Origin of the sequence: Segetibacter aerophilus, assembly GCF_007991655.1 — a bacterium.
GTDB lineage: Bacteria > Bacteroidota > Bacteroidia > Chitinophagales > Chitinophagaceae > Segetibacter > Segetibacter aerophilus.
The window spans coordinates 641,021-656,497 of record NZ_BJYT01000001.1; the positions used below are offsets into that span (position 1 = coordinate 641,021).

Annotated in this window: 11 protein-coding genes; 10 read left to right on the top strand and 1 reads right to left on the bottom strand. The window is 42.5% G+C overall.

Annotated features, from left to right (window positions below; genetic code table 11):
• The first annotated feature begins 319 nt into the window (after positions 1 to 319).
• The 10 genes from xylA (at position 320) to SAE01_RS02760 (ending at position 13,009) form a co-directional block, all read left to right on the top strand.
• Positions 320 to 1,648: a xylose isomerase gene (gene xylA, locus SAE01_RS02715; RefSeq protein WP_147201988.1), complete on the top strand. Its 1,329-nt coding sequence runs from the start codon at positions 320 to 322 to the stop codon at positions 1,646 to 1,648.
• Positions 1,649 to 1,785: 137 nt separating this feature from the next.
• Positions 1,786 to 2,814 (top strand): arabinan endo-1,5-alpha-L-arabinosidase, encoded by a 1,029-nt coding sequence (locus SAE01_RS02720; protein WP_246113142.1) that lies wholly within the window; start codon positions 1,786 to 1,788, stop codon positions 2,812 to 2,814.
• Positions 2,815 to 2,985: 171 nt separating this feature from the next.
• The gene (fsa, locus tag SAE01_RS02725) at positions 2,986 to 3,636 is read left to right on the top strand and encodes a fructose-6-phosphate aldolase (protein WP_147201989.1); all 651 of its coding nucleotides are present in this window, start codon (positions 2,986 to 2,988) and stop codon (positions 3,634 to 3,636) included.
• A gap of 8 nt (positions 3,637 to 3,644) precedes the next feature.
• Positions 3,645 to 4,511: a transketolase gene (locus SAE01_RS02730; RefSeq protein ID WP_147201991.1), complete on the top strand. Its 867-nt coding sequence runs from the start codon at positions 3,645 to 3,647 to the stop codon at positions 4,509 to 4,511.
• 105 nt (positions 4,512 to 4,616) lie between these two features.
• On the top strand, positions 4,617 to 5,570 hold the full coding sequence (locus SAE01_RS02735) for a transketolase family protein (protein WP_147201993.1): 954 nt from the start codon (positions 4,617 to 4,619) through the stop codon (positions 5,568 to 5,570).
• 74 nt (positions 5,571 to 5,644) lie between these two features.
• Positions 5,645 to 7,366 (top strand): ribulokinase, encoded by a 1,722-nt coding sequence (locus SAE01_RS02740; RefSeq protein ID WP_147201995.1) that lies wholly within the window; start codon positions 5,645 to 5,647, stop codon positions 7,364 to 7,366.
• A gap of 199 nt (positions 7,367 to 7,565) precedes the next feature.
• Positions 7,566 to 8,264 carry an L-ribulose-5-phosphate 4-epimerase gene (locus SAE01_RS02745; protein ID WP_147201997.1) on the top strand — a complete coding sequence of 233 codons (699 nt, stop codon included), beginning with the start codon at positions 7,566 to 7,568 and terminating at the stop codon, positions 8,262 to 8,264.
• A gap of 191 nt (positions 8,265 to 8,455) precedes the next feature.
• Complete coding sequence (gene araA / locus SAE01_RS02750) at positions 8,456 to 9,958, top strand: L-arabinose isomerase (RefSeq protein WP_147201999.1); 1,503 nt, start codon at positions 8,456 to 8,458, stop codon at positions 9,956 to 9,958.
• Between the two features lie 69 nt (positions 9,959 to 10,027).
• Positions 10,028 to 11,716: a sodium/sugar symporter gene (locus tag SAE01_RS02755; RefSeq protein ID WP_147202001.1), complete on the top strand. Its 1,689-nt coding sequence runs from the start codon at positions 10,028 to 10,030 to the stop codon at positions 11,714 to 11,716.
• Between the two features lie 399 nt (positions 11,717 to 12,115).
• Positions 12,116 to 13,009, top strand: coding sequence for an SDR family oxidoreductase (locus SAE01_RS02760; RefSeq protein WP_147202003.1), 894 nt, complete (start codon positions 12,116 to 12,118; stop codon positions 13,007 to 13,009).
• Between the two features lie 75 nt (positions 13,010 to 13,084).
• Here SAE01_RS02760 and SAE01_RS02765 read toward each other — a convergent pair whose 3' ends face one another.
• Positions 13,085 to 15,460 carry a M1 family metallopeptidase gene (locus tag SAE01_RS02765; RefSeq protein WP_147202005.1) on the bottom strand — a complete coding sequence of 792 codons (2,376 nt, stop codon included), beginning with the start codon at positions 15,458 to 15,460 and terminating at the stop codon, positions 13,085 to 13,087.
• Between the last annotated feature and the right edge of the window lie 17 nt (positions 15,461 to 15,477).

Sequence of the window (15,477 nt, forward strand, 5' to 3'; positions counted from 1 at the left end):
GGTGCGGGGCGAATTTAGGACGCAGAGGGAGATTGAAGTAAGGTAATGGGGGTTACCAAAACGGAAGAATCTGACTTGATCTAATTTTGCCCTGACCTTACCAGGTTATAGGTGAAAGGCCGGAAAAAAGTTGAAGAGTGCGACGCAAGAGAGTTTAATAGCATTGTAAAAGCTGGCTACGTAACTCCTTTTCAACTTGTTAAAGAACCGGTCAACATTAAATAACGGAAACAGAAATTCGACATTGTAAAAGCTCACAGCCTGCAAGGTTTAAACCTTTTTCAATAACATTCTTTCAATAAAACAAAAACAGATAGCTATGTCAGTCTTAATTGGTCAAAAAGAGTTTTTTCCCGGTATTCAACAGATTAAATACGAAGGACCTGAAAGCGATAATCCAATGGCTTTTCGCTGGTACGATGAAAACAAAATGATCGCAGGCAAAACAATGAAAGAGTACCTGAAGTTTTCTTGTGCGTACTGGCATTCGTTCTGCTACGATGGCGCCGATCCCTTTGGCGGTGCTACGTTCGTTCATCCTTGGAATGAAAAAGGGGATGCAGTTGAAAGGGCAAAAGACAAAATGGATGCAGCCTTTGAATTTATGACCAAGTTAGGCCTCGACTATTATTGTTTTCACGATCTTGATGTAGTAGACTATACAAACGATGTTGTAGAATACGAGCGTCGCTTGCAGGCGATGGTGGAGTATGCAAAAGAAAAGCAGTCAAAGACAGGTATCAAATTGTTGTGGGGCACAGCTAATGTATTCTCTCATCGCCGTTATATGAACGGAGCATCGACCAATCCTGATTTCCATGTGCTTGCACATGCAGCCACGCAAGTGAAAGGTGCCCTTGATGCAACCATTGCGCTTGGAGGCGAAAACTATGTTTTTTGGGGAGGTAGAGAAGGTTATATGAGCCTGCTTAACACTAACATGAAGAGAGAGCAGGAACACTTAGCCAGGTTTTTACATACTGCAAAAGACTACGCTAGGAAACAAGGTTTTAAAGGCACTTTTTTCATAGAGCCTAAACCAATGGAGCCAACAAAACACCAATACGATTACGATGCTGCAACTGTTGTTGGCTTTTTGCGCCAACATGGTTTAGCCGATGATTTTAAAATTAACCTCGAGGTAAACCACGCTACTTTGGCCGGTCATACTTTTGCTCACGAGGTGCAGGTAGCGGCTGATGCAGGTATGTTAGGTTCAATGGATGCTAACCGTGGGGACTATCAAAATGGATGGGACACGGACCAGTTTCCAAACAGTGTAGAAGAGTTGACTGAGGCAATGTTGATCGTATTGGAAGCAGGTGGATTGCAAGGTGGCGGTGTAAATTTCGACGCCCGCATTCGCAGAAATTCAACTGATCCCGCAGATCTTTTTTATGGTCACATTGGCGGTATGGATGTATTTGCAAAAGCACTCATCAGTGCTGAAACAATTCTAAATAAATCAGAGTATAAGAAAATCCGTGCAGACCGTTACGCTTCCTTTGACAGCGGTAAAGGCGCCGAGTTCGAAAACGGTCAATTGTCCTTGGAAGATTTAAGACAATATGCCATCGAAAACGGCGAGCCTGAAGTAAGAAGTGGAAGACAAGAGTATCTTGAAAATTTAGTAAACAGGTATATTTAACTGCAGCATAATAAGAGCAAGATAGGAGCTTAAGGCTTTCTGTCTTGCTCTTATTTACTTCTTCGCATGAAGATTTTTCTCCGGTATTGCAGCCTCTTTGTGTTAGCAACTTATATCTTGGCAGAACCACTTATTTAATGACTGAAACAATAAGACAGGTAAATAAAAACTTTCAATTCATGAAATGCTTTGCAGGTCTTCTGGTACTACTTTTTTGTTCGTCTGGTTTAAGTGCTCAACAAGTTGATATTAAAATTCCTGCTCATGATCCTGTCATGATTAAGCAAGACAATACCTATTATATGTTTTGCACCGGTTTGGGAATTTCGGTGTATTCATCAACAGATATGAAGAGCTGGAAGCGAAGAAATTCCGTTTTTTCTAAACCTCCTGAATGGGCTGTCAGAGCTGTTCCTGGTTTTAAAGGACATGTGTGGGCGCCTGATATCAGCTACCGCAACGGTAAGTACTATTTGTATTATGCCGTTTCTGCTTTTGGAAAAAACACTTCCTGTATCGGTGTAGCTGTCAACGCTACGCTTGATAGCACTTCTGCAAATTTTGAATGGAAAGACCTTGGAAAAGTTATACAGTCAGTTCCGGGGAGAGATATGTGGAACGCAATTGACCCAAATCTCTTGGTAGATGAAAACAATACACCCTGGTTAGCTTTCGGTTCCTTCTGGGAAGGAATGAAAATGGTTAAGCTGAACGCTGAAATGACTGCTTTAGCACAACCCGAAGAATGGTACACAATTGCGAGAAGACCAAGAGATTTTTCAGCTAGAGACTCCTCGCCGGGCAACGCAGCAATTGAAGCTCCCTTCATTTTTAAAAAAGATAAATATTACTACCTTTTTGTTTCGTGGGATTACTGTTGTCGTGCTGAGAAAAGCGATTATAAAGTGGTAGTAGGTCGTAGTGAAAATGCGACGGGTCCTTTCCTCGATAAAACCGGCAAAAGTATGTTTATGGGCGGCGGCTCTTTAGTACTTGAAGGTGATAACAAACTATGGTACGGCGCTGGCCACAACTCAGCATATACATTTGATGAGAAAGATTACATTATATACCATGGTTATGATGCACAAGACAAAGGCCGTTCAAAGCTAATGATCCGGAATCTAAAGTGGAGCGACGGCTGGCCGGAAGTGCAAGCGGACTAGGACTTTTTCATGGACTTATTGGCTTTAGACAAAAATGAGTGTTTTTTTATTCAAAGCTTGAAGGAACTTCGGCGACGATGAAGGATTTGTAGAGCATCTAAACTTATTTGTATTATTGTAACCTTTTAAAAACGATTAACTGCTTTCATTAATAAAGAAACAAATCACGCTATGAAATTTTTTATCGACACTGCTAATCTTGCCCAAATCAAAGAGGCCAACGAGCTTGGAATACTTGATGGGGTTACCACGAATCCATCCTTAATGGCCAAAGAAGGAATACGCGGCCAGGAAGCAATTAACCAGCATTACAAAACCATTTGTGAAATGGTTGATGGAGACATCAGTGCCGAAGTGCTGACAACTGAATTTGCAACGATCGTTGAAGAAGGTAAAAAGTTAGCGGCGCTGCATCCAAACATTGTGGTGAAAGTGCCAATGATCAAAGAAGGAGTAAAAGCAATTAAGTGGTTTACCGATAATGGAATAAGAACCAACTGCACATTAATATTCTCTGCCGGCCAGGCTATCCTTGCTGCCAAAGCAGGAGCCACCTACATTTCTCCATTTCTCGGTCGGATAGATGACAGTGGCTGGGATGGTATGCAACTGATAGAACAGATAGCCCAAATCTTCGCAATTCAACAATATAAAACTGAAATCTTAGCGGCTTCCATCAGGTCTCCAAATCATATTATACAAGCTGCCCAAGCCGGAGCGCATGTTTGTACCTGCCCGCTTGAACCCATTCTTGGTTTATTAAAGCACCCGCTTACTGATATTGGACTTGCTAAATTTTTAGAAGACGCTAAAAAAATGTAATTAAACTTATGGAAATACAAGATTTAAAAAACGTAGGCGCGCAGGTAAGAAGAGATATCGTACGCCAAGTGCATTCATCTCAATCCGGTCATCCCGGTGGATCATTAGGATGTACTGATATGGTCGTTGCTCTTTATTTCAGGGAGATGAAGATTAACGAAAATAAAAATGCCGAAGGATTTCTTCAGTTTGTAAGAGAAGGAATTGGCGAAGATCTTTTCTTCCTTTCAAACGGTCATATTTCTCCCTTGTTTTATTCGGTACTTGCGAGGAGGGGATATTTTCCTGTTAGCGAGATGAGTACTTTTAGAAAGATTAACTCTCGTCTGCAGGGCCATCCTGCTACGCATGAACATCTTCCCGGTATTCGTGTAGCCTCCGGTTCTTTAGGACAAGGTTTGTCTGTAGCATGTGGAGCAGCTTATGCGAAAAGATTAAGAAAAGACGACCGCTTTGTATATGTGATGATGGGCGACGGCGAGCAACAGGAAGGACAGGTTTGGGAAGCAGTGCAATTTGCGCCCCATCATAAACTAGATAATCTGATCGCCATTATTGACTGGAACGGACAACAAATTGACGGACCTACAGAAGTGGTAATGAACAACCTGGATTTGAAAGCTAAATACGAGGCCTTTGGTTGGGATACCGTTGACCTGGATAATGGTAACAACATGGAGCACGTGGTTGAGTCTTTAAAACAAGCGAAAGCAAAAACGGGAAAGGGTAAGCCCGTTGTTATTCTGATGAGAACAGGAATGGGTTATGGGGTAGATTATATGATGGGAACTCACAAATGGCATGGCGCCGCACCTAATGATGATCAACTTCTTGTTGCATTAAATCAACTGCCCGTGACGTTGGGAGACTATTAAGGAAGTAAAAATTAATAAGGAAAAAGGAAAAATTCCGCCACTTTTTTTACTTTTTACTTTTGACTTTTTCCTGCTCATTTCATTAAAACCGTTACACTTCAACAAATGAAAAAATACACATTTACAGATAAGAAAGATACCCGTTCAGGTTTTGGGGCAGGCATTGCAGAACTAGGAAGATCAAATCCTAAAGTGATTGCGCTGTGTGCTGACCTGGTCGCATCTTTAAAATTGGATACGTTTATTAAAGAAAATCCTGAGCGTTTTATACAAGTTGGTATTGCCGAAGCTAATATGATTGGTGTTTCTGCCGGTCTTGCCCTCAGTGGATACATTCCTTACGCAACTACGTTTGCAAATTTCGGTTCCGGTCGTGTTTATGACCAGATTAGGCAGAGCGTTGCTTATTCAGGTACTAATGTGAAAATTTGCGTGTCTCATGCAGGTCTTACTTTAGGCGAAGATGGGGCAACTCACCAAATTCTTGAAGACCTAGCTATGATGCGTGCAATGCCCGAGATGACTGTTATCAATCCCTGCGATTATAACCAGACCAAAGCAGCAACCATCGCTATCGCTGATTATAACGGTCCCGTCTATCTTCGTTTTGGCCGACCAGTTATGCCCATTTTTACTGCTGATGATCAGAAGTTTGAAATTGGAAAAGCATGGACAGTAAATGAAGGAAAGGATGTGAGCATCTTTGCTACAGGTCATCTTGTTTGGGAAGCCATTCTCGCAGGAGAAATTCTTGAGCAGGAAGGGATCGATGCGGAGATCATAAACATACATACGATAAAGCCACTAGACAACGAAGCTATCCTTAAGTCAGCGTCTAAAACAAGATGCGTTGTAACTGCCGAAGAACATCAACTCAACGGCGGACTGGGAGATGCAGTTTGCCAATTACTAAGCAGAAATATGCCGACACCGGTTGAAATGATTGGCGTAAACAATTCTTTTGGCGAAAGCGGTACTCCTGCTCAGTTGATGGAAAAGTACGGCTTGAATGCAAAAAGCATTGTGGAGTCTGTTCGTAAAGTGATAGCGAGAAAATAAGGGCGGGGAGTTGCTGACTTCACAACTTTAAACTCAATACCACCAATGTTGCCGCTCAGCTTAAATTTATTCTTATGATTGCTTCAGAACAATATGTAATTGGTGTTGACTATGGTTCAGACTCAGTAAGAACCATTATCGTTGATGCAGCTAACGGCAATGAAGTCGCTGCTTCTGTTTATTACTATCCGCGTTGGAAACAACAACTCTATTGCAATGCTTCCCTCAACAGGTTTCGTCAGCATCCTTTGGACTATGTCGAAGGGTTGGAAGAAACAGTCAAGCGATGCATTGTTCAGGCAGGAGCAGAGGTAGCTGCAAAAGTGAAAGCAATTTCCGTCGATACGACTGGTTCAACGCCTGTGGCTGTTGATAAAACCGGAACACCACTTGCCTTAATTCCAGGTTTCGAAGAAAATCCAAACGCCATGTTCGTACTATGGAAAGATCATACTTCTGTAAACGAGGCAGCCGAGATCAACGCCCATGCGACAAGGTTTGAAACAAATTACCTGCAATTTGTAGGAGGCATTTATTCTTCAGAATGGTTCTGGGCAAAACTCTTGCACATTCTTCGGGAGGACGAAGCTGTGAGAAACAACATATATTCTTTCGTAGAACACTGCGATTGGATTCCTTTTTTATTAACGGGCGGAAACGATATCCATCAGATGAAGAGGGGAGTTTGCTCGGCGGGCCACAAAATATTGTGGGCAAAAGAGTGGAATGGACTTCCGCCGAATGAATGGTTCTCCGCCTTAGATCCTTTATTAGATGGTTTTACTGCAAAGCTTTTCAAAGATACTTACACCTCCGACAAAGCTGCCGGAACGATAAGCAAAGAATGGGCTGAACGTTTAGGTTTACCTGCTGATGTAGTTATAGGCGTAGGCGCTTTTGATGCACACATGGGAGCGGTAGGCGGACAAATTGAACCCTACCATTTAAGCAAGGTCATGGGAACATCCACCTGCGATATGTTAGTTGCACCAACCAACGAAGTAGAGGGCAAATTAATTAAAGGCATTTGTGGCCAGGTACCGGGATCTATTATTCCAGACATGATGGGAATGGAGGCAGGACAATCAGCTTTTGGTGATGCTTATGCCTGGTTTAAAAATGTGCTCATGTGGCCTTTACAGAATATTCTCTCAAAATCCTCCATAGTAAGCGCAGACGTGGTAAAGCAATTGGTAGATGAAACTGCGGAAAAGATTATTCCTGAACTGAGCAGGCAGGCAGCAAATTTACCTCTTCTTGAAGATGATGAGTTGGCCATCGATTGGTTCAATGGAAGACGTACACCTGATGCTAACCAGGCACTAAAAGGTGCCATTTCAGGACTGGCGTTGGGAAGCGATGCTGCAAAAATTTTTCGTGCAATTGTTGAAGCAACGTGTTTTGGCGCTAAAGCCATTGTAGATCGCTTTAATGATCAAGGCGTTCCTGTAAAAGGTTTGATCGGGATGGGAGGTGTAGCGAAGAAGTCACCTTTTATCATGCAAATGATGGCAGATGTAATGAACATGCCAATTAGAATACATAAGTCAGAACAAACGTGTGCTCTTGGCGCCGCCATGTTTGCAGCAACTGCAGCAGGTCTTTTCGCCAAAGTAGAAGACGCTATGGATGCTATGGGGCAGGGTTTCGACGCGGAATATCATCCTGATCAGGCTAACGTTGCCATTTATAAGAAGCGTTACGAGAAGTATAAGCAGCTTGGCGGATTCCTGGAACAGCAACCGAATATGCGTGAAAGCAAAGCAGAATATCAAGATATAGTCGCTACAGCATAACTAGTAATTACGGACAATGACGAAAAGATACTCTTGAGCAGTTAGAAGATTTAATTGATACAATCATTTCAGAAGCTAGAAAAGGCGATGAAAAAATTACTGTTAAGTTGGAAAGGCAATTGAAAATGGAAGGCCGGTTGTAACTTATCTAGCTTTCATGGAAGGATAACTACAAAGACAGGTTTGTCAATACAATAGCATGAGCAAATACAAGCAAATACGGGAAGAAGCATACGAGGCAAACATGCAGCTTCCAAAGTTGGGGTTAGTACTTTTTACATTCGGAAATGTTAGTGCTGCTGATCGTGAGCTAGGGGTGTTCGCTATTAAGCCAAGTGGTGTTCCTTACGAAGAATTGTCTCCCAAAAAAATGGTGATCGTAGACTTTGAAGGAGTAACAGTAGAAGGCAAACTCCGTCCATCTTCTGATACACTGACCCATGCTGTTTTGTACAAGCATTGGGAAAAAGTTGGAGGCATTGTTCATACACACTCAACGTATGCTACAGCCTGGGCACAAACACTGCGAAGCATACCCAATTACGGAACTACACATGCTGATCATACCACCGTAGATATTCCCTGCGCTCCACCCATGAGCGACGAAATGATACAAGGCAATTATGAGTATGAAACCGGTTTTCAAATAATGAATTGTCTCGCCGAAAAAGGTTTTAGCTACGAAGAGGTCGAAATGATTTTGGTGGGAAACCATGCGCCCTTTACCTGGGGTAAAACTCCAGCTAAGGCAGTTTACAACAGCGCAGTTCTCGAGAATATTGCTCACATGGCCTATCTGAGCGAACAGATAAGACCTCACAATCCAAAAATGAAAGATGCACTTATTAAGAAACATTTTGAGAGAAAGCACGGCCCTGATTCTTATTATGGACAATAAAAGTATTCGTTATTGCAAGGAGGAACGACGAAGCAATCTGCTTTAAAAATGGAAGTAGTTCTGGCTCAGATGTCGGATTGCTTTGTTCCTCGCATTGACAGACGACAGTACAAGTGTGCGACGCAACAATGACACTATGAAAAACTAAAGCAGTGAAACAAAAAGAATTTACTAACGACAACTAAGTATTAATGATAGATTTAAAACAACTGGAAATTTGGTTCGTAACTGGCAGCCAACATCTTTACGGAGAAGAAACACTTAGGCAGGTTGCTGAACATTCTCAAACCATCGCTACCTCTCTAAATAGTGCTACTCAAATTCCTGTCACGGTTGTTTTTAAACCGACTGTAAAAACAACAGAAGAAATCTACGGTATCTGCCAGGAAGCTGACGTGGCTACAAATTGTATCGGCATCGTGGCCTGGATGCATACTTTCTCTCCTGCTAAAATGTGGATCGGAGGTTTGAAGATTTTGAAGAAGCCTTTACTACATCTGCATACCCAGTTCAATAGAGATATTCCCTGGGGCGAGATTGATATGGACTTTATGAACCTGAACCAAAGTGCTCATGGAGATCGTGAGTTTGGCTTTATCATGACGCGTATGCGCATCAATCGTAAAGTGGTTGTTGGTCATTGGGAAGATGAGCAGGCCCGTGAACAAATAGGTGCATGGGCAAGAGCAGCTGCTGGTTGGAACGATTGGCAGGGTGCAAAGTTTGTTCGCTTCGGAGACAACATGCGGTATGTAGCGGTGACCGAAGGGGATAAAGTTGAAGCAGAAATGAAGTTCGGGTTTTCAGTAAATACACATGGGATTGGAGACTTGGTAAAAGTGATTGATGAAGTAAGCGACGCAGATGTACAGACCCTTATTGAAGAATATAACGACCGGTACAAACTTGCGGCTAACTTAAGAAAAGGAGCCGAAGGCCATCAGTCTTTGATAGAAGCGGCAAAGATAGAAATCGGCCTACGAACGTTTTTGCAGCAGGGTGACTTTAAAGGTTTTTCGGACACTTTTGAAGATCTACACGGAATGGTTCAACTACCCGGAATAGCTGCACAACGCTTAATGGCGCAAGGTTATGGATTTGCCGGCGAAGGCGATTGGAAGACTGCAGCTTTGGTTCGGGCAATGAAAGTGATGGGAGCGGGGCTTCCGGGAGCAAATTCTTTTATGGAAGATTACACTTATCATTTCGATCCGGCTAACCCGATGGTGTTAGGTTCTCATATGCTTGAAGTGGACGAGTCGTTGGCGGAAGGTGAAATATCTATTGAAGTACATCCTTTAGGAATTGGTGGAAAAGCAGACCCTGTTCGGATGGTATTCAACTCAGGTGCTGGTCCGGCATTAAACGCCTCCATTGTTGATATGGGAAATCGTTTTAGATTGATCGTCAACGAAGTGGAAGCTGTGAAAGCGCCGCATGATTTACCTAAGCTTCCTGTAGCTCGTGTACTTTGGAAACCACTTCCGGATATGAAGACGGGATGTGCTGCCTGGATTTATGCGGGCGGTGCTCATCATACCGGTTACAGCCAAAATCTTACAGCTGAGCATATGGAAGACTTTGCTTCTTTTGCGGGCATCGAATATGTGCTGATTGGAAAAGATACTAACCTCCTTCAACTCAAGAATGAGCTCCGCTGGAGTGAAGTTTATTACCAGATAAATAAATCTTAGAAATAATTGACAACGTAGTAATTTAACGTTTTTTAAAAAATAAATAAGTTTTAACCCCGCAGTCTGCTTATGAAAAATGGCTTAACTAACCTGGACATTGCCGTATTTGTTATTTACTTTATAATCGTTTCGGCTTATGGCTACAGCATTTACAGAAAACGTAAAAAAGATGAACATGATGCCAAAGCTTACTTTCTTGCTGAAGGCACATTAACGTGGTGGGCGATCGGTGCTTCACTGATTGCATCAAATATTTCTGCAGAACAATTTATTGGAATGAGCGGCGAAGGCTTTTTCCTTGGTATTGCGGTAGCTGCCTACGAATGGCTTGCAGCTGTAGCACTTATTATCGTGGCTGTATGGTTTATCCCGGTTTACCTCAAGAACCATATCTATACGATGCCTCAATTCCTAAAAACGAGGTATAATGAATCCGTGGCTTTGATCATGGCAATTTTTTGGCTGTTCCTTTATGTGTTTGTTAACCTGACATCTATCTTATACCTCGGGGCTGTAGCCATTAACGGACTTGCCGGAGGTGAATACCTCCATGTGATCATGCTTGGGCTAGCCATTTTTGCCTTGTTAATCTCCCTCGGAGGTATGAAGGTTGTTGCCTATACAGACGTTATCCAGGTAGCGGTTTTGATCGTCGGAGGATTAGTCACTTCTTATATTGCTTTGTCTGTAGTTGGTGATACTTATAATGGTCCCGGAAGCGGCGCGATTGCTGGTTTTAAAACCCTCCTTAACAATGCTCCTGAGCATTTTAAAATGATCATTCCAAAACCTAACGCTGCTTCCAATCAAAACGACATCAATAAATATCTGACGTTTCCTGGCCTTGCATCTTATGCTGCCGGTATCTGGATCATCAACCTGAACTACTGGGGTTGTAACCAGTACATCACGCAAAGAGCATTGGGAGCCGATTTGCAAACAGCAAGAAACGGAATTTTATTTGCGGGTTTTTTAAAGCTAATGATGCCGCTAATTGTAATGCTACCTGGTATTGCTGCTTTCGTGTTGTATAAAGACGGGCACTTACCTCAATTGGTCGGCGGAAAAGATGGAGCTTATTCTGCGGTACTTACTTTTCTTCCAACAGGCTTAAAGGGTTTGTCTGTTGCGGCTTTAACGGCTGCTATCGTTGCCTCGCTTGCCGGTAAAGTAAATAGTATCTCTACCATTTATACTTTGGACATACACAAGAAATATTTTGGTAAAGAATCCGATGAAAGGAAGCTGGTTTATATAGGAAGAGCGGCAGTGTTTATAGCAATGATCGTAGCTGTAATATTTACATGGGGAGACGTATTAGGCATTGGTGGTACTGGTGGATTTACGTTTATCCAGAAGTATACTGGCTTCTTTAGTCCGGGCGTGTTTGCCATGTTTTTCTTAGGTATGTTTTGGAAAAGGACAACAGGAGCAGCAGCGGTGGTAGGTGTAATACTAGGCTTTTTGCTCTCCGTCTTTTTCAACGAATTAGCTCCCGGAATTACTGGTCACGATACATTCTTATATACTGCATATCCAAACGGTAAGGGCGGATGGGAAATTCCTTTCCACATTTGCATGGGTCTATCATTCTTTTTTACAATGATAGTAATGATTGCTATTAGCCTGACTGGTCCAAAAATTAATCCTAAAGCGTTTGAGTTAGACACTACTATGTTCAAACTCAAACCCCAAACACTTGCAATAATTGTTGTTATATTGCTGTTGATCGCGGCATTGTACATCCGGTTCTGGTAATAGATAATTATTTGAATACACTAAAGAGGTCGGCATTTGCCGGCCTCTTTTATTTGTATCAACCGTCAAATTTGTTTTGCTGCTGAAGGAATTTTATGGGTTCAACTAATAGCAACTTTCAGCTTCGGTTGTGTCGCACACTGGTACATTTCGACAACTAGCAGCTTTTGCTTTCATAGCTATCCTATCTATTTCTGCAATTAAAAAAAAGCTCATTTTTCCTTCAAACTAAAAATCATCGCTGTCTTTGGGTTCTAATAGTTTGTATCTTTTGGGTATAAAATTGCAAAAACAGCAACAATAGCTCCACAGGTAAAAGAGTCTAGCCGAGGATATAATTAAGGGCACTCCGCTGGCACAATATGTGAAACCCGTAACAATAAATTAAAAATATTAGTTATGAGTGCAGCAGAAAATACAAATATGCAAAACCCGGTTGATCAGTTTGATAAGCCACCTTTTCCTGACCAAAAGCAACAGCCACCTGGTACAGAAAGCGAGATGACGCCACAGGCAGATCATGGTGAAAATTCTTACAAAGGCTCAGGTAAATTGACGGGAAGGAAAGCAATCATCACAGGTGGAGACTCAGGTATTGGCCGTGCAGTAGCCATTGCCTTTGCTCGTGAAGGAGCAGACGTCCTGATATCTTACTTGAATGAGCATGAAGACGCAAAAGAGACAGCAAGGCACATCGAGGAAGCAGGCAGGAAAGCCGTTCTGGTACCCGGTGATATACAAAGCGAGGAGCATTGCAAAAACATCGTAAACAAGGCTTTGGAAGAATTTGGGCAATTAGACATTTTAGTAAATAATGCTGCTTACCAAATGTCACATGAATCATTGCAAGAGATTACAAGCGAGGAGATAGACCGAACATTTAGAACAAACATTTTTGCCATGTATTATTTGTGCAAAGCAGCGGAGCCACATCTGAAACCAGGAAGTACGGTGGTGAATACTACTTCGGTAAACGCATACAAACCTTCGCCCGGTTTACTTGCTTATGCACCTACAAAAGGAGCCATTCAAAACTTTACCGCAGCTTTGGGTCAATTGTGGGCAGAAAAGGGAATTCGCGTAAACTGCGTTGCTCCCGGCCCAATTTGGACTCCTTTAATACCTTCTACAATGCCTGCCGAAAAGGTTAAAAGCTTCGGACAGGACGTTCCTTTAGGACGCGCAGGTCAACCGGCAGAACTTGCTCCGGCTTATGTTCTACTAGCTTCGCAAGACTCAAGCTACATGACAAGTTCAACAATCCAGGTTACCGGCGGTACTCCAACAATTTAGTCTGGCTTAATAAACGAAAAAGCTCTTGTAAGAAGATTACAAGAGCTTTTCTATTATCATCCTATCTCAGATTATTTACAACGACTTATTTTCCCTTGCTTTTTGCATAGGAGTTATTCCTGAAGATTGTCCACGTCCCGCGCCTTGTTTTAGTTTAAACAGTTCAAAACGGGTAGGAGGTGTAGCAGTCGCACCCCACCTGTTGTTTGTCTCATCGATATCTGCAGTCTCCTTTAGTGGATCAAGAAGAATAGAGGCCACTTCTTTATCTTTCATAAAGGACTTCCCCACCTGTTTTTCATTCAGCCTCCATATCTGTGCAGGTATGCGCTCAATTTCTTTAGTGCCGTCTTTATAAGTCCATTCTACTATTATTGGCATTACCAAACCACCTTTGTTCGTGAACGTAAGCTGGTAAAAATATTTGCTTCCAAACTTTGCTTTTGCTGCTTCATCCAACGGCTCAAACCGACCAGGAACAGGTACTGCGTATTTTGCTGAGTCGTATGTTTTCATCCCACGGCCATAACTCCAATAAAAATCACGCAAAGATGTATCTACGTCCGTATAGTAATGAATGCTTGTATCCTGGCGATTCCTGATTTTAGAGATGTCTTCAAATTCATTTAGAATTGGTTTTGCCAACGCTACCATTGCTGTCGAATCTCCACTTTTTGGTACTGCGTTCAGGTTAGGCCGCATGTACTTCACACTGTCAAGCGAGATGTCTGTCACATCGGTACTGTAAAACCATCCACGCCAAAACCAGTCAAGGTCTTCACCGCTCGCATCTTCCATAGTCCTGAAGAAATCAGCAGGCGTAGGATGTTTGAACGCCCAACGGCGGGCGTATTGCTGGAAAGCATAATCAAACAATTTTCGTCCCATGATAGTCTCACGCAAAATGTTTAAACCTGTGGCAGGTTTTGCATAGGCGTTTGGTCCAAAGCCAATAATATTTTCTGAGTTGGTCATGATTGGCTCCAACTGGTCTTTCGGCAATTTCATATAATCTGTAATAGCCCAGGCTGGCCCGCGGCGACTTGGAAACTTATTATCGAACATTTCTTCAGTCAGGTATTGAACAAAAGTATTCAGCCCTTCATCCATCCAGGTCCACTGACGCTCGTCGCTGTTGACGATCATTGGAAAAAAATTATGACCAACCTCATGGATGATTACACCGATCATTCCGTTTTTGGTTTGTTCAGAATAGTTGCCGTCTTTATCAGTTCTGCCATTATTAAAACAAATCATTGGGTATTCCATACCATTACTAGCCTCCACGCTTTGTGCGACAGGATATGTGTATGGTATACTAAAATGAGAATAAGTCTTTACCGTATGAGCTACCACTTTTGTTGAATACCTGCGCCATAAAGCGTAAGCCTCTTTACCATAAAAGCTCATGCACATAATTTTCTTTCCTTCTACTGTAGTCGGCATTCCATCCCACACAAACTTGCGGGAAGATGTCCACGCGAAGTCACGTACATCTTTGGCTGCAAATAACCACGTCTTGGTTGCGCTAGATTTTTTTATTTCTCTTTCTTTTGCTTCCGCCAGCGTTACAATTTCTACGGGTTCTTTGGCAGTCTGCGCTTTTTGCCACCTTGCAAGTTGAGCGGCTGATAACACCTGTGCGTAATTCTGGCACTCACCCGTAGCACCTACTACGTGGTCAGCAGGAACAGTCATCTGAACTTTATAATTGCCGAAGGTTAATGCAAACTCACCACGTCCTGCAAACTGGTGGTTTTGCCATCCTTGGAAATCACTGTAAACGCAAAGGCGCGGAAACCACTGAGACATCGTAAATAAGTAATCTTTGGTATCGGGGAAAAACTCGTAACCTCCACGTCCTCCCTGTACCATCCGATCACTGATGTTGTAGTTCCAATCGATGGAGAAAACGAATTTTTGCCCAGCTTTTAATGGTGTTGGTAATTCAACCCGCATCATCGTTTTGTTGACTAAGTAGGTCAGCGGCTTTCCGGCTACGTCTGTAATTTTTGTGATGTTTATTCCAAATCCGTTGTCTTTATTAGGATCTTCTAAAGCAGCCAGGGCCTGGGTAGTTACCTGCGATGAAAGACGATTGCTGCTTTGATAGCCCGCGTTTTTAATTGAGCTGTGCTCATTTTCATCCAACTGAAGCCACAGATAAGATAAAACATCAGGCGAGTTGTTGTAATAGGTGAGCGTTTCGCTTCCGGTAAGTCGAAGGCTCTTTTCATTCAGCGTCGCTTTTATATCATAGTCACAGCGCTGTTGCCAGTAACGATTTCCAGGCGCACCACTTGCGGTTCTATATTCATTTGGAGTGGGAAGAACGGTACCTAATTGCTCAAATTTATTAGCGTGATTAGATCCGGGATTGTTTTCGGTGTTTTGTGCGTGAGCCGAATGAAATAGTCCCCCGGCAAAAAGTAATAAAAAAAATCTTTTCATCTGTTATTGTTAAGGTG

Bases quoted from the DNA above. Each gene is read 5' to 3' on its own strand.
- xylA (WP_147201988.1), top strand. From the start codon at position 320: ATGTCAGTCTTAATTGGTCAAAAAGAGTTTTTTCCCGGTATTCAACAG.
- SAE01_RS02720 (WP_246113142.1), top strand. From the start codon at position 1,786: ATGACTGAAACAATAAGACAGGTAAATAAAAACTTTCAATTCATGAAA.
- fsa (WP_147201989.1), top strand. From the start codon at position 2,986: ATGAAATTTTTTATCGACACTGCTAATCTTGCCCAAATCAAAGAGGCC.
- SAE01_RS02730 (WP_147201991.1), top strand. From the start codon at position 3,645: ATGGAAATACAAGATTTAAAAAACGTAGGCGCGCAGGTAAGAAGAGAT.
- SAE01_RS02735 (WP_147201993.1), top strand. From the start codon at position 4,617: ATGAAAAAATACACATTTACAGATAAGAAAGATACCCGTTCAGGTTTT.
- SAE01_RS02740 (WP_147201995.1), top strand. From the start codon at position 5,645: ATGATTGCTTCAGAACAATATGTAATTGGTGTTGACTATGGTTCAGAC.
- SAE01_RS02745 (WP_147201997.1), top strand. From the start codon at position 7,566: ATGAGCAAATACAAGCAAATACGGGAAGAAGCATACGAGGCAAACATG.
- araA (WP_147201999.1), top strand. From the start codon at position 8,456: ATGATAGATTTAAAACAACTGGAAATTTGGTTCGTAACTGGCAGCCAA.
- SAE01_RS02755 (WP_147202001.1), top strand. From the start codon at position 10,028: ATGAAAAATGGCTTAACTAACCTGGACATTGCCGTATTTGTTATTTAC.
- SAE01_RS02760 (WP_147202003.1), top strand. From the start codon at position 12,116: ATGAGTGCAGCAGAAAATACAAATATGCAAAACCCGGTTGATCAGTTT.
- SAE01_RS02765 (WP_147202005.1), bottom strand. From the start codon at position 15,460: ATGAAAAGATTTTTTTTATTACTTTTTGCCGGGGGACTATTTCATTCG.